A 22,942-nucleotide genomic window follows, 5' to 3' on the forward strand; every position below is an offset into this window, starting at 1 on the left:
CTGTACGATTTCGGACACCTACTTTTCAAAAGGGGCTGTCTCAAAAGTAACAGGGCACAAAATATTCTTTGGTTTTAACCTCATCCCAACCCTTCTCCTGCTAGGAGAAGGGCTTTAAAAATCCCCCTCTCCTTTCTGGAGAGGGGGATTTAGGGGGAGAGGTTGAATATATGCCGAAGATAATTTGGTACTACTAGACTTTTGAGACAGCCTCTTTTGTTGTGGCATGGTTATTTGTTTAGCAAATAATAATGAAATACTAAAACACGCTAACATACCCATGGGGCGCTCTTACTTAGGTGAATTTGAAGAATTGGTTTTACTCACCGTTGCTGTGCTGGAAGGCACGGCTTACGGCGTCACGATTGCGGCGGAATTAAAACAGCGCATGAACAACCGCCTCATCAGTCTGAGCGGCGTCCACATTGCGTTGTATCGCTTGGAGGAAAAAGGCTTTGTTGTTTCTGAATTGGGAGGAGCTACTTCCGAGCGTGGCGGACGGCGCAAACGCTTTTTTCGCATCACGGCCTTGGGCAAACGTACCTTGGCCGAAATGCGACAAGTGCGCAACGAGCTTTGGGATGCGATTCCAAACCCTTCATTTTCTTGATTGATGGAAAAACAACCCAATCCACCCCGCTGGGCCGACCGATTTTTGGGTTGGCTTCTCCCTCCGGAGCTTTACGAAGAGCTATTAGGAGATTTACACGAGCAGTTTGCCTTTCAAGCCGAGGAGTTTGGAGCGCAGAAAGCCCGTTGGATGTATTTCTTTGAAGTGTTGCGCTTTTGTCGCCCCTATTTTCTAAAACGACGTTTTCGTACTCAATCCAAGTATTCAACAACCTCTTATACATACAGCCCCACTATGATACGCAATTATTTCAAAATCGCTTGGAGAAATCTCTTTAAAAACAAAATGTATGGTTTTATCAACGTTGGTGGACTGGCAGTAGGAATGTCAGTGGCTATGTTGATTGGACTATGGGTTTGGGAGGAAGTCAATTTCGACCATTCATTTAAAAATTATGATAAAATCGCCTTAGTTCGTAATCGTATTACGGAGCCATTATCACAAGAAACCAGAAGTAGCAGTAGTTTACCTCAGCCGATTTCAAAAATCCTGAAAACCAAATATGCTCACCTCTTTAAGCATGTGTCGCTATTCCCTTGGGCGGGAGGCTATTCTGTCAAAGCCGGTGAAAAAACAATCACGAAAACAGGGCAATTTCTTGAAAATGGAGCCATTGACATGTTTTCATTGAAAATGCTTGTCGGCAGCAAAGAAAGTTTAAATGATATTCAGTCAATTATCATTTCTGAATCTACTGCGGAAGCTCTTTTTGGGAATCAGAATGCTATCAATCAGGTCATTAAGCTGAATAATAAAATAGATGGTAAAATCACAGGGATTTACGCTGATTTTCCTAAAAACTCAACCTTTGGAGATGTCGGATTTATGGGCAATTTCGAAAACCTTAGAGCTCATAATGAAGGATACAGAGCTAATACAGACAACTGGGGTAATGCTTCACTACGGCTTGTGGTTCAATTGGCTGACAATGTAACCTTAGAACAAGCCAACGCTACGATACGGGATTTGTATTTAAAGGATTCACCTGATGAAATGAAATCTGATGCTAAAAAATACAAAGCTACTATATGGCTTTACCCGATGAGTCAATGGTATCTCTATTCCGAATTTAAAAACGGATTTCCAACCACCGGTCGCATTCAATTTGTTTGGCTTTTTGGTATTGTCGGCATTTTTGTTTTGCTCCTTGCATGTATCAATTTCATGAATTTATCCACTGCCAGGAGCGAAAAAAGAGCCAAAGAAGTGGGTATTCGCAAAGCCATCGGTTCTCAAAAAATACAATTGATCAACCAATTTATGAGCGAATCATTTTTAGTGGTTTTCCTGGCTTTTATACTTTCGATACTGCTTGTTTTTATTTTGCTTGCTCCTTTCAACGATTTAGCTAATAAAACGATTGAGCTACCTTTGGGAAATATATATTTCTGGTTGGCAAGCTTTTCTTTCCTATTAACAACAGCTTTATTGTCAGGCATTTACCCTTCTTTTTATCTTTCGTCTTTCCAGCCGATAAAAGTATTAAAAGGCACCATAAGATTGGGCAAATACGCCGCTATTCCCCGAAAAGTATTAGTAGTAGTTCAGTTTACGGTTTCCGTCATTTTGATTATTGGCACCGTTATCGTATTTCAACAAATTAAACATGCACAAAATCGTCCTGTAGGCTATGATCGTTCCAGTCTGTTACGTATCTCCATGGACGATCCTAATTTCTTAAACAAAAAAGAAGTACTTCGAGCTGAATTGCTTGCGAGCGGTGCCGTAAGTGATGTGGCTTTTTCTGGTATGCCTGTTACAGCTATCTGGGATAATTGGGGGGGATTTCGCTGGAAAGGTAAGAATCCAGAATCAGAGTCTTCGTTTTCAGTAAGCTGGATCAATGAAGATTTTGGTAAAACTATTGGTTGGAAAGTAAAACAAGGACGAGATTTTTCAAAAGCGTATGCGACAGATTCGGCGGCTGTCATCATCAACGAATCGGCGGCCAACTATTTAGGTTTCAAAAATCCGATTGGCGAATTTATTACCCATGAAGAATCGGGTCAAAGCCGACAAATCATAGGCGTAGTGAGTGATTTGGTAGCTAATTCGCCTTATGAACCTGTAAAAATCGGGTTTTATTGGTTAGAGAAAAACCTGAATAATCTGGGGCAGCTACAACTTAAAATCAATCCAAATTTATCTGCTAGTGAGGCTTTGACAAAAATTGAAGCGATTCAGAAAAAACTGGTACCGTCGGCTCCTTTTCAATACAATTTTGTGGACGATGAATACGGTAAAAAATTTAGCTCCGAGCAGCGTATAGGCAAACTGGCTGCCATTTTCGCTGTACTTGCCATTTTTATTTCTTGTTTGGGGCTTTTTGGTATGGCGAGTTTTGTCGCCGAACAACGGACCAAAGAAATTGGTATCCGCAAGGTGCTTGGGGCCAGTGTAGCAAACCTTTGGCAAATGTTGTCAAAAGACTTTGTGGTATTGGTACTGCTTTCATGCGTCATTGCTTCGCCGATAGCCTATTATTACTTAAACAATTGGCTCATAAACTATAAGTATCACATTGAGATTTCGTGGTGGGTTTTTGTGGTTACGGCCATCTTGGCCGTCGGTATCACACTCATAACGGTCAGCTTTCAAGCCATCAAAGCTGCTTTAATGAACCCCGTAAAGAGCTTAAAATCAGAATAAAAGAGCCATGGCCCACCACCCCCCCAAATGGCTTGACTCCTTGGTCAAGGGCTTTCTCCCTCCGGAGCTTTACGAAGAGCTATTGGGAGATTTGCACGAGCAGTTTGCCTTTCAAGCCGAAGAGCTTGGAGTGCAAAAAGCCCGTTGGATGTATTTCTTTGAAGTGTTACGCTTTTGTCGTCCTTATTTTCTGAAACGTCGTTTCCATGCTCAATCCAAGTATTCAACCTCTTACACATACAGCCCCGCTATGATACGCAATTATTTCAAAATCGCTTTCCGTAACCTGTTGAAATACAAAGGTTATTCGTTTATCAACATCTTTGGTTTGGCGACGGGCATGGCCGTTGCGATGCTGATTGGACTTTGGGTGTGGGATGAGTTGTCCTACAACAAGTCCTTTAAAAATTACGACCATATTGCGCAAGTGATGCAACGGGGCGTTTTTAACGGAGATTTTGGCGCAGGGGCTCATATGCCGCTTCCCTTGGGCAACGAACTCCGTACGATGTATGCTGCGGATTTTAAACATGTCGTGATGTCTTCATGGACGTATGAGCATATTTTGGCATACGGAGATAAAAAGTTTACGAAACAGGGCAATTATTTAAGTCCCAATGCTCCCGATATGCTGTCGCTCAATATGCTCAAAGGCACGCGAGCAGGATTGAAAGACCCGTCTTCGATTTTACTGTCAGAGTCGGTCGCAAAGGCTTTGTTTGGCGACGAAGAACCTGTTGGTAAGCTGATGAAAATTGACAATAAATTGAACGTAAAGGTAACGGGCGTTTACGAAGACCTGCCCTACAATAGCAATTTCAAAGATATGACTTTTATTGCTCCGTGGGATTTGTACGTATCGTCGGAGTCGTGGGTGAAGCGGGCACAGGACAATGTAGAATGGAACAATAATTCTTGGGAAATGTTGGTGCAGCTTTCGCCTACTGCTGATTTTGACGCCGTTACACAAAAAATCAAAGGCATTAAAATGAAGCATGTGCCAGAAGTAGTTTCCTTTAAAAATGAAGTGTTCCTTCACCCAATGAGTAAGTGGCACTTATACACGGGCTGGGACAAAACAGGAAAGCCAGAGGGCCGTATTCAGTACGTTTGGTTGTTTGGTATCATTGGTGGTTTTGTGTTGTTGCTGGCCTGTATCAACTTTATGAATTTGAGTACCGCCCGTTCCGAAAAGCGGGCCAAAGAAGTAGGCATTCGCAAGGCCGTTGGTTCGGTACGTTCGCAGCTCATCAGTCAGTTTTTCAGCGAATCGCTGCTGGTAGTGGCTTGTGCTTTTGTAATCTCTTTATTGTTAGTGATTCTACTCCTTCCGATTTTCAATGAAGTAGCCGATAAACAACTGTCTTTGTTGTGGACAAATCCCATTTTTTGGCTAATGGGAGTTAGTTTTAGCATCCTGACGGGCTTGATTGCAGGCAGTTATCCTTCGTTGTATTTATCTTCTTTCCAACCAGTAAAAGTGCTAAAAGGTACATTCAGGGCAGGGCGTTTTGCTGCCGTTCCTCGTAAAGTACTCGTAGTAATACAGTTTACAGTATCCGTTACGCTTATTATTGGCACAACAATCGTACTTCGCCAAATCCAACATGCCAAAAATCGCCCGATTGGATACGACCGCAACGGTTTGATTACGGTGACAATGAATACCCCAGAGTTGTACCAAAACTATAATGCGTTGCGAGATGCCCTTTTAAAAAGTGGAGGAGCTGTCGAAATGTCCACCTCTTCTACGCCAGCTACAAACCTAAATTCACAAAATGGCGGCTTTGACTGGGAAGGCAAAGACCCCAACTTTAAGGATAGTTTTGGAACCATTGCGGTAACGCACGATTTTGGAAAAACAGTCGGGTGGCAATTTGTACAAGGGAGGGATTTTTCTCGAAAATTCTCGACTGACTCATCGGGCATAGTTCTTAACGAAACCGCCGTGCGTTACATGGGATTAAAGAACCCAGTAGGTAAAATTATGAAGTGGAATGGAAAGCCTTTTCAAATTGTGGGCGTTGTGAAGGATATGGTCATGGGTTCTCCTTTTGAACCCGTTTATCAGACTGTTTTTATGATGGACTATAATTGGGCGGGGATTATCAATATCAAGTTGGATCCAGCACTAAGTGCCACCGAATCGCTCAAAAGGATAGAAGCTGTATTTCAAAAATTTAATCCTGCCAGTCCGTTTGACTATAAATTTTCGGACCAAGAATACGAGCGGAAATTTGCGACCGAAACCCGCATTGGTCAATTAGCGGGGATTTTTGCGGCATTGGCTATTTTTATTTCCTGCCTGGGCTTGTTTGGGTTGGCGTCGTTTGTGGCTGAGCAACGTACCAAAGAAATCGGCATCCGCAAAGTATTGGGGGCTACTGTTCCCAATCTTTGGGGCTTATTGTCCAAGGATTTTGTCGTTTTGGTGATTATTTCTTGCCTTATTTCTACGCCGATTGCGTGGTATTCCCTCAACGGTTGGCTGCACAAATACGAATACCGCACCGAGATTTCGTGGTGGATTTTTGTGGTTACGGCCATCTTGGCCGTCGGTATCGCACTCCTAACCGTGAGTTTTCAAGCCATCAAAGCGGCCCTGATGAATCCTGTAAAGAGCTTAAAATCAGAATAAACGAGCTAATGCAAAACAAACCACCCGCTTGGCTTGACTCCTTGGTCAAGGGCTTTCTTCCCTCGGAGCTTTACGAAGAGCTACTGGGGGATTTGCATGAGCAGTTTGCCTTTCAATCCGAGGAGCATGGAGCACAACAAGCCCGTTGGATGTATTTCTTTGAAGTGTTACGCTTTTGTCGCCCCTATTTTCTGAAACGTCGTTTTCGCGCCGATTCTAAATATTCAACCTCTTGCACCTACAGTCCCGCTATGATACGCAATTATTTCAAAATCGCTTTTCGTAACCTGTTGAAACACAAAGGTTATTCGTTTATCAACATCTTCGGTTTGGCGACGGGCATGGCCGTGGCGATGCTGATCGGGCTTTGGGTGTGGGATGAGCTAAGTTTTAATAAAAACTTCAAAAACTACGACCGCATTGGGCGAATAATGGTGCATAATGGCCAAGGAACGTACATGACAAACCCCATTCCGTTGGCCGCCGAGCTGCGCGCTTCGTATGGTTCTGATTTTAAATATATCGCCATGACTACCTCCACGCAGAAGTATGCGATACTATCGGGGGATAAAAAGTTCTTTCAATCAGGTAGTTTTATGCAGCCTGATGCCCCCGAACTGTTTGGATTGGACATGGTGTATGGTACCCGTGCCGCCCTCAAAGATCCTCATTCGGTTTTACTTTCTGAATCACTCGCCAAAAAACTTTTTGGTGATGAAAATCCGTTGGATAAAACCGTAAAGATAAAAAATCGGATGGAAGCGAAAGTGGCGGGTGTGTATAAGGATTTGCCAAAAAATTCGGAATTCCAAGACCTGACCTTTATCGGGCCGTGGGATTTACTGGCTTCTTTTATGAGTTTTATGAAAGAGCAAGAAAACGATTGGAACGATAATTCATACAAGATTTATGTACAGCTTGCTCCTCAAGTTGATTTTAGGAGTGTTTCGGCCAAAATTAAAGACATAAAACGAAAGCATTTGGATGCAAAACGCATCGCGTACAATCCCGAATTGTTTGTCCATCCGATGAGCCAATGGCGTTTGTATTCCAAATTTACCAACCGCCAACCTGTCATGAGTGAGCAACTCGAACTGATTTGGTTGTATGGCATTATAGGTGTGTTTGTGCTGTTGTTGGCCTGCATCAACTTTATGAATTTGAGTACGGCACGTTCCGAAAAACGGGCCAAAGAAGTCGGTATCCGAAAATCCGTAGGCTCTCTTCGCGAGCAGTTGATTATCCAGTTTTTTGGCGAATCGCTATTGGTTGTTTTTATTGCCCTTGTATTTTCATTAGTGCTCGTACAGCTTGCACTGCCATTTTTCAATGAGTTGGCCGATAAAGAAATAGCGATTTTATGGTCAAATCCTATTTTTTGGCTTTCTATCCTTGGGTTTAGTGTTTTTACGGGCCTACTTGCAGGAAGCTACCCCGCCCTTTATTTATCTTCCTTCCAGCCAATCAAAGTGCTAAAAGGAGTTAACTCAGTTCCCAGCTACTTATCGTCGCGGTGGCGGATGGTACGTCTCGTCAATATTCCACGAAAAATATTAGTCGTGACGCAGTTTACCGTTTCCATTGCACTTATCATAGGTACGAGTATCATTTATCTCCAAATCCAGCACGCAAAAAACCGAAACGTGGGTTATGATAAAGAAGGGCTAATGGCCGTCTATATGATTACACCCGACCTTTACCAAAACTACGAAGTGATTAAAAATGAGTTACTTCAGTCGGGTGCAGCGACTAATTTGGCAATCTCTTCTTCTCCGATTACGGATGTGTGGGAAAATCAAAGTGGGTTTGAATGGAAAGGTAAAGCCCCAGACTTTGAAGATAATTTTGCGACTTTCCGAGTGACGCATGATTACAGTAAAATCGTAGGGTGGCGGTTTCGGGAAGGACGCGATTTTTCCAAAAAATTTTCAACAGACTCTTCGGCTATTGTCATCAATGAGACGGCCGTAAAGTACATGGGCTTGAAAAACCCCATCAATGAAACGGTAAAGTGGAACGGGAAAAACTACGAGGTGATTGGTGTCATCAAAGACATTGTGATGGGTTCGCCCTTTGAGCCGATATTGCCTACGGTGTTTTTGCTGGATTACAACAACCAATACACGATTAACATCAAACTAAATCAAACAATGGCCACTTCTACCGCCGTTGGCAAAATAGCGGAGGTATTTCAAAAGTACAATCCTGCGGTGCCGTTTGATTATAAATTTGTGGATGAAGAATACGCCAAAAAATTTGCCAACGAAGAGCGTTTGGGCAAAATAGCTTCCATTTTTGCCATTTTAGCGATATTCATCAGTTGTTTGGGTTTGTTTGGGTTGGCGTCGTTTGTGACCGAGCAGCGTACCAAAGAAATTGGCGTACGTAAAGTAATGGGGGCAACCGTCGCCAATTTGTGGAGCTTACTGTCCAAAGATTTTGTGATATTGGTTGTTTTTTCGCTGTTTATTGCCTCGCCTATGGCGTATTATTTTATGAGCCAATGGCTTCAAAAATACACCTATCATATCGAGATTTCGTGGTGGGTTTTTGTGGTTACGGCCATCCTGGCCGTCAGTATCGCACTCCTAACAGTCAGCTATCAAGCCATTAAAGCGGCGTTGATGAATCCCATAAAAAGTCTAAAATCAGAATAAATGTTATTGGTTGTGGAGACGTTGCATGCGTAGAGACGTTGCATGCAACGTCTCTACAACGGCGGCGAATAGCATCCCTTAATTCCAACCCCCACCTAAGGCACGATAAATATTCACAACGGCATTCATCTGTTGCATCTTGGTTTCGACAAGGTCGAACCTCGATTCTATGGCATCCCGTTGTGTTAACAACACCTCCATGTAATCGGCTCGTGCCGAACTAAATAGGTTATTAGAAATCGTAATCGACTGCGTAAGGGCTTGAACTTCCTTGGATTTGGTGTCGTACGTTTTTTCCAAATTACCGATTTTAGCCATTTGGTTGGCTACTTCGATGTAGGCATTCAACAACGTTCGTTCGTAATTGTACACTGCCTGAATCTGCTTGGCATTGGCATTGAAATAAGATGCCTTGATGGCATTTTTGTTGACTAACGGTGCCGTCAAATCCCCCGCCAACGAAAGAATAAGGGATTGGGGTGTTTTTAACAAATACAAAGGATTGAAAGCCTGATAACCCAAACCTGCCGAAATACCAAGAGAAGGGTAAAAACGGGCTTTGGCAACCTGTACGTCTAGTTTGTTGGCGGCCAACTCTTGCTCTGCCTGACGAATATCGGGGCGATTGGCTAGCAACTGTGAAGGTAAGCCAGTATGAATGGTTGCTGGAACTAAATTGCTAAAATCTTGTGAACTACGCGCCACAGGTTGCGGGTACCGACCTACCAAAAAATTGATGCGATTCTCGGTTTCGATGATTCGTTGTTGGATGTTGTATTGTAAACTTTGGGTGTTCAATACCTGAGCTTCAAACCGCCGTACGGCCAATTCGGTCACTTTGGTTGCTTCCTTTTGAAGTCGCACAATGCGAAGGGCATTATTCTGAATATCAATGTTTTGGTGAATGATTGCCAATTGATTATCCAGTGCCAACAACTCATAGTACGAAGTGGCAATTTCGGCAATTAAGTTAGTCACCATGAAGTTTTTGCCCTCAACACTCGCCAAATACCGACGCAGAGCGGCATCTTTGGCATTGCGGAGTTTGTGCCAAATATCGATTTCCCAAGTAGCAAACAGGCCGCCCAAAAAATTGGGTAATGGTTCGGGTGTTTCTCGGCCAGGCTTGATGTCGGTAGTAGCTTCGCTGGCTCCGATGTTGGTATAACGTCCTACCTTATCTACGCCGGCACTGCCCCGAATACCCACAAAAGGTTTGTATTCCCCTTGGCGAGCCATGATTTCGTTGCGCGAAATTTCGATTTCTTGCATTGTAATGTTCAGCTCTTGATTGTTCATCAAGGCTGTGTCAATCAGAGCGGTGAGGTGAGGATCGGTAAAAAATTCCTTCCACCGAACTTTGACGCTGTTGGTCGAGTCCTGCGAGTTATTGAAACTCGCAGGTAACGTATTACTTTCGGTTTTGGTGACCAACGCAGGGGTTTTACAGCCCGAAATGGCTAGCGTTAACCCCACGACTCCAAGACCGAGTGTGATGATTTTCTTAAACATTAGTGCTCAATTTCTTCGGTTAACGGATTCTCTTTTTCACCTTTAATCAACTGACGACCTTCGGCGATTTTTCCGAAAATAAAGTACAGCCCTGGGACGATAATGACTCCGAATACAGTTCCGAAAAGCATTCCTCCTAGAGCCGATGAACCAATGGTACGGTTGCCAATGGCTCCTGCCCCTGTAGCAAGTACGAGCGGAATCAACCCCGCGATGAAGGCAAAAGATGTCATTAGGATAGGACGGAAACGTACCTTGGCACCTTCGATGGCCGCGTTTAAGACAGTAAAGCCTTCTTTGTGTTTTTGAACGGCAAACTCCACAATCAAAACGGCGTTTTTCCCCAGTAACCCGACCAACATGACTAACCCGACTTGGGCATAAATGTCGTTGGCCAAACCCATCACTTTGATTAGTAAGAAAGAACCGAAGACCCCCGCAGGCAGCGAGAACACCACCGCCAACGGCAGAATAAAGCTCTCGTATTGAGCAGCTAACACGAAATAGACAAAGGCCAATACCACTAAGAAAATATAAAGTGCCTCGTTGCCGCGCATTACTTCGTCTTTCGACAACCCACCCCAGTCGATGTCATAGCCTCTTGGGAGGGTTTTCTTGGCTACTTCTTGAATCACTTTGATGGCTTCGCCACTACTGTACCCTTTGGCAGGCGCCCCACGGAAAGCCGCATTGGTGTACATGTTGTAGCGGTTGATTTCGTTGGCTCCCTGCGATTTTTTGATGCGCATAAAGGCCGAGAAAGGCACCATTTCATCGTATTTGTTCTTGACGTACAAGTTCATGATGTCATCGGGAAGTCGGCGGTATTCGGGCGAAGCTTGCACAAACACCTTAAAGAAACGCTGGAACTTAATAAAACCGAGTTCGTACGTACTCCCAATCAGAATTGAGAGCGTATTCATGGCGTTGCCAATCGAAACACCCTTTTGCATGGCCAATTTATTGTCGATTTCGAGTTCGTATTGGGGGTAATTGGCACTGTAAAAGGTGAATAAACCCGTCAGTTCTTTCCGTTTTTTGAGTTCACTCATAAAATCAGAGCTGACTTTTTCGAGTTGTTTGTAGTCTCCCGTGTTGGTTTTGTCCAACAATTGTAGCGCGAAACCACCCGCAGCTCCGTACCCTGGTACGGCTGGTGGGTCAAAAAATTCGATGGTTGCCCCTGGGATAACTTTGGCCCTTTCTTCTAATTCATAAATAATCTCGTTGACGGTGTGTTTACGTTCGTCCCAAGGTTTAAGGTTAATCAAACACGTACCTGCGTTTGAACCCCGTCCTTCGGTAAGTACTTCGTAACCCGCAAGGGCCGAAACCGACTGAATGCCCTCTACTTTTTCGGCAATCGCTTGGAGTTTGCGGGTAATGTCGTTGGTGCGTTCCAAGGTCGAGCCTGGAGGCGTTTGTACGATGGCGTAAATCATCCCTTGGTCTTCACTCGGAATAAAACCCGAAGGGAGTTTGGCCGTAATTCCAAAAATTCCGACGCCAAAAGCCAACAAGATTCCCCAAGTCACCACGCGGCGGTTGACAATAAGGCGCAAAAGTCCCACGTACCGACCCGTTAGTTTTTCAAAACCTCGGTTGAAGGCATCAATGAAGCGGTCGATGATGGTTTTCTTGCGTTTGTGGCCGTGGTGATTTTTCAAAATCATGGCACAAAGTACAGGAGTTAGGGTAAGTGCGACCAGCCCCGAGATAACAATAGACGTAGCCATTGTGATGGAAAACTGACGGTAGAAAATCCCCACGGGGCCTGTCATAAAGGCCACAGGCACAAACACGGCGGTCATCAACAACGTAATGGCAATAACAGCACCGCTGATTTCGCGAAGTACTTTTTTGACGGCTTTGTAAGGCGTGAGGTGAGGTTCTTCTTCCATTTTGGCATGGACGGCCTCAACGACCACAATGGCGTCATCCACCACAATACCAATCGCAAGTACCAACGCAAAGAGCGTAATCATGTTGATGGTTAGCCCAAACAACTGCATGAAAATGAACGCCCCAATCAGCGAAACAGGTACCGCCAGCGTAGGGATGAGCGTCGAGCGCCAGTCGCCAAGGAAGATAAACACTACCAAGGCTACCAAAATAAAGGCATCGCGCAGGGTGTGAATGACGTTTTCGATGGAGGCATCCAAGAAGTGCGAAACGTCGTAGCTAATTTCGTAGTCCATTCCTGGAGGAAACGACGTTTTCTTCATTTCGTCCAGTTTGGCTTTTACGCTCTTGATAACATCGCTGGCGTTACTTCCGTAGGTTTGTTTGAGCATAATCGCCGCCGATGGATAGCCATTGAGGTTGGAATAAATGTCGTAATATTCGCTTCCTAGCTCGACCTCAGCAATGTCTTTCAGTTTCAGAATTTCACCGTCAGGGTTTGCCTTCACAATCACATTTTTGTATTGCTCCACGTCGTTGAAACGCCCTTGGTAAGTCAATACGTACTCCAATGCCTCGGCGCGTTTTCCGTCGCTTCGGCCAATCCGCCCAGGCGACCCAATCACGCTTTGGTCGTTGAGTGCCTCCATGACCTCGTCGGCAGAGATATTGTAGGCCCTCATGCGGTCGGGTTTGAGCCAAATCCGCATCGCATACTGGCGGCTACCCAAGATACTGGCTTGTCCAATCCCCGTAATCCGCTGAAGTTCAGGTAACATGTTTACCCCCGCAAAGTTGAAGAGAAACTTCATGTTGGCTTTGGGGTCTTTGCTGTACAAGTTGACGTACATCAACATGTTGGGAACAATACGGTTTACGATAACCCCTTCGCGCTGTACCAAAATGGGCAAACGGTTGAGCACCTGCGCAATACGGGTATTGACATTGACAACGGCTTGGTCGGGGTCGGTACCGAGGTTAAAAACAATCTGGATGTTGGCTTCCCCTGCACTTGTGGCGTCAGAGGTCATGTACTTCATACCCGGTACCCCGTTGATGGCCTGTTCCATCGGAATCAGCACCGACTCGGTAAGTACCTTGGCACTGGCTCCAGGATAAGAAGCCCGTACGATGACCATTGGAGGGGAAATTTCGGGAAACTGCGAGATGGGTAAGCTAGTGATAGCCAATATCCCCATAAAAATGATGACCAGCGAGATGACGATAGCAAGTACTGGCCGATGTATGAATTTACTAAACATATTTGTGCGATGTTTTGGGGAGAACAGCTATTACTCGGTGTACACTTTAAGATTGGCCAACACTTTGTGCGGATCTTGGTAATCAAAGTGAATTTTCTCGTTGTCGTGTACTTTACGGATACCTTCAAGTAAAATGCGTTCGTCGGCGGCCAAACCATCTTTTACAATGTATAAATCAGGCATTTCAGCGGCGATATTGATTTCGCGTGATCTTACGACATTGTCTTTGCCCACTACATAAACGTACTTTTTCTCAAGAACTTCGAAAGTGGCTTTTTGTGGAATGATAATGGCATTTTTGAGAGGCACTACCATCTGAATATTGCCCGTCTCTCCATGACGCAGCAAGCCTTTGGGATTAGGAAAAGTAGCCCGGAAAGCGATGTTGCCCGTTTCATTATTAAAATCAGCTTCTATGGTTTCGACAATGCCCGGATGACCAAATGTCTCATGGTTGGCCATCACCAAGTTGACCTTCGACATGTTGCTGTTTTGGGTTTTTGTCTTAAAATCAAGATACTCCGCTTCGGGTACATTGAAATAAACCCACATTTTGCTGTTGTCTGATAAGGTAGTAAGCAAATCTCCCTCATCTACTAAGCTACCCGAACGTACCTGAAAATGGTCCATAATCCCCGAAAAAGGAGCTTTGATTTTAGTAAACCCTAAATGAACCTGCGCCAATGCCAACTCGGCTTTGGCCTTGTCCCATTTGGCATTGACCATCGCCAACTCATTAGGAGCTACGATGTTGCTATCAGCCAAGCGTTTGGTGTTTTTGTATTCTATACTGGCAAATTTGGCTTCGGCTTCGGCTTTTTGTACTTCAGCTTCGTAGAGTTGGGGCATGATTTGAAACATCAACTGCCCTTGTTTCACCATCTGCCCTTCATCCACAAAAATCCCTTGGATGTAGCCTCGTTGCTGGGCGCGTAATTCGATGTGACGGATAGAACGGATTTGACACACATACTCTTTCGTAATCGTAGTGTCTTTTTTGAGGGGAGCCGTAACTAGATACTTGGTTACTTCTTCTTTTTCTTCCTCTTTTTCGGAGCAGGCTGTGCACCACAATAGGCAAAACAAGCCCGTAAGCATGAGAGTCGTCTTCATACTAATTTTTATTTAACGAGAAATTGTTGTGAGAATGGTTATATAAAGTGTATCACCGAGTGGGATTATTAAAAAATATCCGCTTCAGAATAGGGCGTCAAGTATCGACTTGGAACATCTCTAGTAGACAAAATGAAGGTGACATGGTCATGGTGGGATAAATAAGGAGTTTTATGATTAGGCTGAATATCACTTTAGTGCTTTGGCGCGGGTGTGCGGTGGCGGAGCCTTAGAAAATTGCTCTAGCTTTCTGATCAAACTATCTTTTTGGCGATTGTCTTGAGTGCATTCCAATAATTGTTGCCGAAACATTACATTGTCAGCCACCTCCCGCTCGTATTCATCAGGGCGGTGCTGTCGGTACTGTTGATAAAGCAAAAAGCCATTAAAAACCAACGAACTAGCTAAAGCTAATCCGAAACTATAGAGCAAAATCGAGGGAAAATTTCGGCGTGGCATGGTTTGTTTCTGTATTGCTTCGACACAAACCAAGCACCCGAACATTAAAATGATATGAGAAGAAAATTAGAAAACATTAGAAAAATACCTAAAATGACATAAATCATTGGAGAAATCAGAACTCCAAAAAGGCTCTTAAAGCTTGATTTGAGCCATCGAAAACCCACAAATCAATTACTCTAAAAAAAACATCTTCAGAATATACTATTTTATAACCTTAAGAACCAATTTATTGTAGAAAAATATAAACCCTACCCCCATTAAGAGAAGATTAAAAGCAGGTGAGAAATCAAACTAAAAGTGGCAAATAAATACGCACTGTCGTGCCTTGATTGAGGTGAGAATTGATTTTTAGCACCCCCTGATGTAGCTCTATGATTTTTTGAGTAACCGCTAAGCCCACCCCATAACCTGGTACGCCTTCTACGTTGTTTCCCCGATAAAGAGGATTGAAGATATGAGCGATATCCATTTCATCAATTCCTCGACCTTGGTCGGCAATTGTCAACACCATTTGAGCTTTTGTTGATTCCAATTTTACTGACACCTCCTGCGTAGAGTATTTACAAGCATTATCCAGGATGTTTAAGAAAGCTGTAGTCAGTAAGGCCGCATTCCCTTTTATGGTAAAATAAGGCTCCTCATTGGTCAAAAATTGCAGCGGAAGTTTTCGCTGTGGATATTTGGCCTGCACCTGCTCAATCGCATTCAGCAGACAATCATCCACTTGAACATTTACCAAGGCCACGGTACCGTCGCTAACTTTGGCCAAACTCAACAAACCATTGGTTAACGAAATTACTTTTTTTAACTCTTCAATGGCGATTTCCATGCTTTCACGCCAATCGGCTGGGTTTTGGTCATACCGTAGCGAGGTCTCTAAAGTACCCAAGGTATTGGTGAGGGGCGTCCGAAGCTCATGGGAAGCATGAGCTACAAAACTTCTTTGCGACACAAATGCATCTTCAAGTCGAAATAACATTCGATTGAATGTCATAGCAAGCTGCGCAATTTCATCACGACGATTTCCTTCATGCACGCGCTTATGAAGATCCACGGCGGATATTTGCTCCACTTCATCCACAATCTGAGAGATAGGCTTCAATACTCTTCCTGAAAAATACCACCCCGCCAAGACAATCAAAGCAAATCCTAGCAAGTTTGCCAATAGCAAGATTTCTTGTAAGGTAGCCAATTTGGCCAATCCGATGCTGTCATAACCCGAAGAAAAAATATAAAACAACTGTTCTTGGTCGCGGTAGGGCATTAAAATTGACTCTAAACGACCCGTTTTGAATTCAGACAAAGAAGTCGAGGAAAGATTGTTTATTTTTTCTTTGTAATATTCCGTCTCCTTTAAATTACGATTGGTAAAAATCAGACGGCGTTCACTATCATAAATACTAATTTGCTCTTCTACAATAGTTAGCAAGTCAGTCTTTACCATATTTTTGAAAAAATCATCGTGCAAATGCCGCTTCGAAATCAGCAATCGTCCTGCCATTCGCGCTTTACCTTCTAGCCTACTATAGAACTCTTCTTGTCGATACAAGGAATAAAAATACCCCACCAACAACGACAGCATCACTTGAATAGCCGTAGCAAGAAGGGTAAAAATGATAGTAAGGCGATTTCGGATAAGCATAAAAAAGAAGGTCAATTATTCGCGAAGCACATAACCCATCCCCACAATCGTGTGCAGTAATTTTGGAGAAAAATCTTTATCGATTTTTTTTCTTAAATAACTGATATACACATCAATCACGTTGGTATTGCTATCAAAATTGAGACTCCATACCCGCTCGCTAATATCCACTCGCGAAATGGTTTTGCCTTTGTTGAGCATCAAATACTCCATCAGAGAATACTCTCGTGTAGTGAGATCAATTCGTTTGCCTGCTCTCGTTACGGTTTTGGTGTCCAAATTCAATTCTAAATCCGCCAATCGAAGAATTTGCTTTTGCTTGAATCCATTTCTTCTTGTAAGTGCTCTAAGTCTCAACAGCAATTCCTGAAACTCAAAAGGTTTGGCCAAATAATCATCTGCCCCCGCGTTGAACCCGTCCGATTTGTCGGCCATACTATCCAAAGCTGTTAGCATCAAAACAGGCACTTCCTCATTTTCTAATCTAATAAGCCGACAAAGTTCGAATCCATTGAGCTGAGGGAGATTTACATCTAATATAATAATATCATAAATATCTTTCCGAAACAATGAGAGGCCGGTGCGCCCATCAAAAGCCACGGTTACTTCATAGCCTTCAGCTGATATACCTTTTCGAATAAACGACGCTAATCGTTCTTCATCTTCCACTAACAAGATTTTCATGTATATAACTTGGGTTGATGAGGATTCAAGTTAGTATTGTTTCAAACATATTTTCCATGTTTTATCCAAAATTATAAAAAAGTACAGTATGAATTTGCCAATACTCCACCCAATATAAGTGCTTTTACTCCCAATTATAGATGATATTTTCCCTTAACATCTTTTAACAGTAGCATTACCTAGATGTATCGTAACTTGTCATTCCATTGATTATGAATCTTATAGACATGCTCAAAAACTACTTTAAAATTGCCTTCCGGAACCTCTGGTCTAAAAAAGCTTATACCCTTATCAATACCCTAGGGCTCGCAGTAGGGATGACGAGTGGGCTGCTGATTTTTCTTTTTATAAGTTATCATCTTAGCACCGACCGGCATCACCAAAAGTTTGACCGTATTTTTCGGATTGTGGTGGATTTACATTTAGAAGATGGCTCCGTCGAAACCTACCCCGAAGCGCCCCTACCCATGGCAAAGACACTCCGCGAAGGATTTTCCCAAGTAGAGCAAGCAGCTTCATTGAAAACATTGCGTGAGCTGACTGTCAGCATTCCAACCATTGTAAATGGAACTTCTCAACGTTTTTTAGAACTAAATACGGCTGCTTTCATAGAATCAGAATGGTTTGAAATTTTTGATTATCAGTGGCTTAAAGGAAACCCCAAAACATCTCTTCGCGAACCCAATACGGTAGTGCTCACTGAGTCATGGGCGAAAAAATATTTCGGTAACGAAGACCCTATCGGTAAAGTTTTGGATTTGAATCATTTGACAAAAGTAAAAGTCACTGGGATTGTAGCCGACCCACCTCGTACCACCAACAACGATGTGCAGTTGTTTCTTTCGATGAAAACCCTTCCCCATCTAATTCCCGACCAAAACTTGAATGATTGGTGGTCGCTCAGCTCTACCGACCGCGTTTATCTTACGCTCAAAACCCCAAGTTCGGCAGCTCAGGTGGCAGCGGCTTTTCCTGCGCTTGCTCAAAAACACTATGGTAAAGATGCCTCGGTTTTTCAGTTTCACATTCAACCTTTGGCCGATGTGCATTTTGACGTAAAACGAATGGGTGGTACGTTGATTCAGCGCTCATTGTTATGGTCGCTGGGGTGGATTGCTGCGTTTTTGATTCTGATTGCCTGCCTCAATTTTATTAACTTAGCCACGGCGCAGTCGTTGAGTCGGGTCAAAGAAATAGGGGTTCGTAAAACCTTGGGAAGTACCCAATGGCAAGTAATGTGCCAGTTTTTATTGGAAACAACGCTGATTGTCGTAGGCGCTACGGGATTAGCATTGATATTGATTTTTTTGCTATTGCCTATGTTTAACCAATGGTTGGGCTTACATCTTTCATTTACCTTCAATACCTCTTCAGCGCTGTTTTTACTACTGCTTTTGATTGTTATCATCGCATTAGCAGGAGGATACCCAGCGTTTTCGATGTCAGGCTTTAGCCCTTGGCAGGCATTAAAAGGAAAAGGAGTTTTGCCAAAAAGAGGAGGTTTTTCGCTGCGGCAGTCGATGATTGTGGTTCAATTTGCCATTTGCCAAGCTCTAATCATCGGAACGCTGGTGGTGACGAGGCAAATGAAATACGTGGAGCAGTCGGATTTGGGTTTTGAAAAAGACAATATTTTAGTTGTAAACCTGCCTGACCCTTCCCCAACGGCACTCACGGCATTTAAAAACTCTTTGCTTCAATACCCCGAAATACAGGCGGTGAGTGCGGCGTATAGGCCGCCTTCGGCCTCGGTTATGAATGGAGGTTCGTTCAAATTCGACAATCGCGCACAGTGGGAAGCTTTTCCGATACGAGAACGACTCGGCGATGCCGATTTTCTAAAAACGTACGGTTTAAAACTCGTAGCGGGCAGAAATGTTGCGCCCTCGGATACCATTCGAGAATATGTGGTCAATGAAACCTTACTCAAAAAGTTGAACATCAAAGACCCTAATGATATATTAGGCCATAAAATTGAAACGTACTTGTCGCCCGTTGCAGCGCCCGTAGTGGGAGTGGTTAGAGATTTTCATCTACGCTCATTACATGAGCAAATTGAGCCTTGTGTGATTTCTACCCAAACTGCTCGTTATCGAAAAGTAGGCATACGAATCGCGTCAGCTTCGCCCTCAAAAACACTCGACCACGTGCACCAAATTTGGCAAAAAGTCTATCCCAATGAGGTGTTTAGCTACGAATATCTCGACGAACAACTGGCAAAATTTTACGAAACCGAACAATTGACGGTTCGATTGGCGAGTGTTTTTTCGACAATTGCCATTTTAATTGGGTGTTTGGGCTTGTACGGACTCGTTTTGTTTATGGTGGCTCGACGCACCAAAGAAATTGGGGTACGGAAAGTACTCGGTGCTTCGGTGACAAGCATTGTACGACTTCTTTCTTTCGACTTCTTAAAACCCATCCTAGTGGCGATCGTGCTAGCCACTCCTGCGGCTTGGTACCTTATGAATCAATGGTTGGCTGATTTTGTGTATCATATCGAAGTAGATTGGCTCATCCCTACCTCGGCAGGACTCCTGACGTTAGTAATTGCCTTCCTTACCCTTAGTTTTCGTAGCACCAAAGCCGCCTTGTCTGACCCCGTTGAAGCATTGAAAGTAGAATAAATTATCGGTCTACACAGTTTGTCCATAAGTGAACAAACCTGTCCGATTATGGACAGATTTGTTCACTTATAACTTTTCATAAAACGCTAATAATCAACACAATAATCATTTACTAATAATTTGGCAAGTTATTTTATCAGCAAAAATAGATATAATACAATCCGATGAAACGAGTTTATCTGGGAGAATTTGAAGAAATTGTTTTACTGGCTGTAGCAGTCATGGAAGGACAGGCTTATGGTGTAGCCATAACTCACGAAATCCTTCATCAAACAGGGCGTGACGTGCGCCTCAATCAAGTTCACTCTGCCTTACAACGGTTGGAAGAAAAAGGCATGGTAAAATCAGAGATGGGGGAACCAACCGCCGAACGCGGTGGGCGCCGTAAAAGGCTTTTTTCGGTGACAGCTTTCGGACAGCGAACTCTACATGAAATCCAAGAAGTAAGAGCGAGTTTTTGGAGTCGTTTAGCCAATCCACTTAAATTATCTGTCTGAGTATGAAACCACCTCGCCTCGCCGACCGCTTTTTGCAATTTTTTTGTGCGCCTCACCTGTTGGAGGAAGTGCAGGGAGACTTGCACGAAGAGTTTGAGTACCAAGTTGAGCGCGTAGGTGTACGGCGTGCGAGATGGCGCTATTGGCGCGATGTGCTGGGCTTTTTTCAACCACGCTATATCAAACGAAAACCTTCTCAATACCCTCAAACCTATTTATTCAGCCCAATTATGATACGCAACTATTTCAAAATCGCACTCAGAAGCCTCCAACGAAACAAAGTATATACTTCCATCAATATTTTGGGGTTATCTCTTGGCATGACTTGCGGACTTCTTATTTTTCTTTTGGTCAAATACCACCTGAGTTTTGACAATTTTCATGCGCATTCCGACCGTATATATCGCATCGTCACTGAGCAGCACCGCGATAATATCTCATACGTAGCGGCAGTACCAAGTCCCCTGGGAAAAGCATTTAGAAATGATTATACTTTTGCCGAAAAAGTAGGCCGAATATGTACATTCGACGACATGCCTATCACAATAAAAGGAAAAAAAGGACTCAACAAGTTCAAAGAATCCCAAGGTGTCGCGTTTACGGAGACCGAATACTTTGATATTTTCAATTTCCCATTGTCGGTAGGTAACTTCCAAAACGCCCTACGTGAGCCTAATACGGGCATTATCACCGAGCGAATCGCGCAGAAATACTTTGGCAATACCAATCCTATCAATCAAATTTTTAGGGTAGACAATAAGCTTGACATTCGAGTAACGGGCATCTTGAAAAACCTTCCCTCTAATTCGGATCAGAAAACTGAAATTTTTATTTCTTACCCCACCCTCAAATCCTACAACGACTGGCTTGGCAGCGACGACGCTTGGGGAGGCATCCATAGTGCAATGCAATGTTTTGTTCGTCTCCGCCCTCGCGTTTTGCCTTCAGAAGTTGAAAAAGTGTTTCCTGCCTACGTTAAGAAGTTTAGGCCTACCAGCAAAAACGTACATCACTATAAGCTACAACTTCTTAACGATGTGCATTTTAACGCCCAATACGGAGGCGCTATGAACAAGCAAACTTTATGGATATTGTCGTTGATTGGGCTTTTTTTAATCATTACGGCCTGCGTTAATTTTATCAATTTGGCCACGGCCCAAGCCCTCAATCGTTCCAAAGAAGTGGGAGTAAGGAAAGTGTTGGGGAGCCTTCGCGGACAGTTATTTTGGCAATTTATTGCCCAAACGGGTCTCATTGCAGCCATCGCTGGAGGCATTGCTTTAGGATTAGCAGTCCTTGCTTTACCGTATGTGAATCAGTGGTTTGCGACCGAAATATCGCTCAATTTGCTGACCGACTGGCGATTGGTAGCTTTTATCCCTGCGTTGATATTGATTGTTACTTTTTTTGCTGGCTCGTATCCAGGATTAATTCTTGCGGGTTTTCAGCCCATTGTAGCACTCAAAGGCAAGCTTTCTCAGCAAAACATCGGGGGCTTCAATACACGCCGCGCCTTGATTATTGTTCAGTTTTCGATTTCGCAGGTATTAATCATCGGCATGATAGTGATTGCACGCCAGATTTATTATGCCCAAAAAGCAGATTTAGGGTTTAACAAAGACGCTATTATGCTAATTCCCATTGCCTCCACGCCTCAGCAAGCCAAGACCGTCAAGGCGCAACTCCAACACTTGGCTGGCGTAGAAAAGGTGTCATTGTGCTATTCTGCTCCTGCCTCCAACAGCTACTGGCAAACGGCCCCTCGCTACGACAATCACTCAGAAGAGGAGGCGTTTAGGACATCAGTAAGGGCTGCCGACAACGATTATCTCCCAACATTTGATCTAAAACTAGTAGCAGGCCGAAATCTATATCCCTCAGATACCGTAAAAGAATTTTTGGTCAACGAAACGTTTGCCAAAAAATTGAACCTAGCGTCGCCTTCAGATTTGCTCGGAAAAAACCTCCGCGTCAATGGAAACATGACGGGGCCGATTGTGGGTGTGGTCAAAGATTTCCACGACCATTCGTTTCACGAAGACATCAACGCCGTGTGTATTCCGTCAGCAAGCGATTTTTATAACAACTATGCCATTAAAATTAGCACTGCCAACGTACCTACTACTATGGCTGCGATTGAAAAAATATGGACTAAGATGCATCCTGAACAAATCTATGAATATACTTTTTTGGACGAACACATTGCGTCGTTTTATGAAACTGAGGCACTTATGCTAAAACTCATTCAACTCTTTTCGCTCATTGCAGTATTTATTGGATGTTTGGGATTGTACGGCCTTATCTCTTTCATGGCAACGCAGAAAACCAAAGAAATTGGGATTCGGAAAGTATTGGGCAGTAATATTGCCCAGATTTTATGGATTTTTGGAAAAGAGTTTGTCCGTTTGATTATCGTTTCATTCTTAATCGCAGCTCCCATTGCGTGGTGGTTTATGAATCAGTGGTTGCAAGATTTTAAGTTCCATATCACGATTCAGCCTTGGATTTTCGTAGTAACCATTGCCATCACGCTGCTTGTCGCTACCCTGACGGTAATTTACGAAGCGACCAAAGCCGCCTTGGTCAATCCCGTGAAATCGTTGAAATCCGAATAATACCACGTTCACGCGTAGAGACGTTGCATGCAACGTCTCTACCGCATACAA

At 43.6% G+C, this 22,942-nt stretch carries 13 protein-coding genes; 7 read left to right on the top strand and 6 right to left on the bottom strand.

Annotation, left to right across the window (positions count from 1 at the left end; all coding sequences use genetic code 11):
• Positions 1 to 280 precede the first annotated feature (280 nt).
• The 4 genes from G563_RS0103915 to G563_RS0103930 are packed head-to-tail and all read left to right on the top strand — an operon-like array spanning position 281 to position 8,575.
• Positions 281 to 610, top strand: coding sequence for a helix-turn-helix transcriptional regulator (locus G563_RS0103915; protein ID WP_028523458.1), 330 nt, complete (start codon positions 281 to 283; stop codon positions 608 to 610).
• A 3-nt stretch (positions 611 to 613) separates the two neighbouring features.
• Positions 614 to 3,280 (top strand): FtsX-like permease family protein, encoded by a 2,667-nt coding sequence (locus G563_RS0103920; RefSeq protein ID WP_028664159.1) that lies wholly within the window; start codon positions 614 to 616, stop codon positions 3,278 to 3,280.
• Positions 3,281 to 3,287: 7 nt separating this feature from the next.
• Positions 3,288 to 5,918 carry an ABC transporter permease gene (locus G563_RS0103925; RefSeq protein ID WP_028664160.1) on the top strand — a complete coding sequence of 877 codons (2,631 nt, stop codon included), beginning with the start codon at positions 3,288 to 3,290 and terminating at the stop codon, positions 5,916 to 5,918.
• Positions 5,919 to 5,926: 8 nt separating this feature from the next.
• Complete coding sequence (locus G563_RS0103930; protein ID WP_084650752.1) at positions 5,927 to 8,575, top strand: ABC transporter permease; 2,649 nt, start codon at positions 5,927 to 5,929, stop codon at positions 8,573 to 8,575.
• Positions 8,576 to 8,653: 78 nt separating this feature from the next.
• Here G563_RS0103930 and G563_RS0103935 read toward each other — a convergent pair whose 3' ends face one another.
• The 6 genes from G563_RS0103935 to G563_RS0103960 all read right to left on the bottom strand — a co-directional run bounded on the left by G563_RS0103935 (position 8,654) and on the right by G563_RS0103960 (position 17,152).
• Entirely contained in the window at positions 8,654 to 10,087 is a 1,434-nt protein-coding gene (locus tag G563_RS0103935; protein WP_028664162.1) for a TolC family protein, read from the bottom strand.
• The gene (locus tag G563_RS0103940) at positions 10,087 to 13,251 is read right to left on the bottom strand and encodes an efflux RND transporter permease subunit (protein ID WP_028664163.1); all 3,165 of its coding nucleotides are present in this window, start codon (positions 13,249 to 13,251) and stop codon (positions 10,087 to 10,089) included. Before G563_RS0103940 ends, G563_RS0103935 begins: the two co-directional genes overlap by 1 nt.
• A gap of 30 nt (positions 13,252 to 13,281) precedes the next feature.
• Positions 13,282 to 14,364: an efflux RND transporter periplasmic adaptor subunit gene (locus G563_RS0103945; protein WP_028664164.1), complete on the bottom strand. Its 1,083-nt coding sequence runs from the start codon at positions 14,362 to 14,364 to the stop codon at positions 13,282 to 13,284.
• A 189-nt stretch (positions 14,365 to 14,553) separates the two neighbouring features.
• Positions 14,554 to 14,823 carry a hypothetical protein gene (locus G563_RS0103950; protein ID WP_028664165.1) on the bottom strand — a complete coding sequence of 90 codons (270 nt, stop codon included), beginning with the start codon at positions 14,821 to 14,823 and terminating at the stop codon, positions 14,554 to 14,556.
• A 289-nt stretch (positions 14,824 to 15,112) separates the two neighbouring features.
• On the bottom strand, positions 15,113 to 16,468 hold the full coding sequence (locus G563_RS0103955) for a HAMP domain-containing sensor histidine kinase (RefSeq protein ID WP_028664166.1): 1,356 nt from the start codon (positions 16,466 to 16,468) through the stop codon (positions 15,113 to 15,115).
• Between the two features lie 15 nt (positions 16,469 to 16,483).
• Positions 16,484 to 17,152, bottom strand: a complete 669-nt coding sequence (locus tag G563_RS0103960; RefSeq protein WP_028664167.1) for a response regulator — start codon at positions 17,150 to 17,152, stop codon at positions 16,484 to 16,486.
• A 212-nt stretch (positions 17,153 to 17,364) separates the two neighbouring features.
• On the opposite strand from G563_RS0103960, the gene G563_RS0103965 reads away from it, so the two are divergent.
• The 3 genes from G563_RS0103965 to G563_RS0103975 all read left to right on the top strand — a co-directional run bounded on the left by G563_RS0103965 (position 17,365) and on the right by G563_RS0103975 (position 22,891).
• Positions 17,365 to 19,779: an ABC transporter permease gene (locus tag G563_RS0103965; protein WP_229598437.1), complete on the top strand. Its 2,415-nt coding sequence runs from the start codon at positions 17,365 to 17,367 to the stop codon at positions 19,777 to 19,779.
• Positions 19,780 to 19,943: 164 nt separating this feature from the next.
• On the top strand, positions 19,944 to 20,276 hold the full coding sequence (locus G563_RS0103970; RefSeq protein WP_028664169.1) for a PadR family transcriptional regulator: 333 nt from the start codon (positions 19,944 to 19,946) through the stop codon (positions 20,274 to 20,276).
• A gap of 2 nt (positions 20,277 to 20,278) precedes the next feature.
• A complete protein-coding gene (locus G563_RS0103975; protein WP_051210745.1) occupies positions 20,279 to 22,891 on the top strand; it encodes a permease prefix domain 2-containing transporter in 2,613 nt (870 codons plus the stop codon).
• Positions 22,892 to 22,942: the final 51 nt, after the last annotated feature.

This window comes from Runella zeae DSM 19591 (assembly GCF_000423565.1).
Lineage (GTDB): Bacteria > Bacteroidota > Bacteroidia > Cytophagales > Spirosomataceae > Runella > Runella zeae.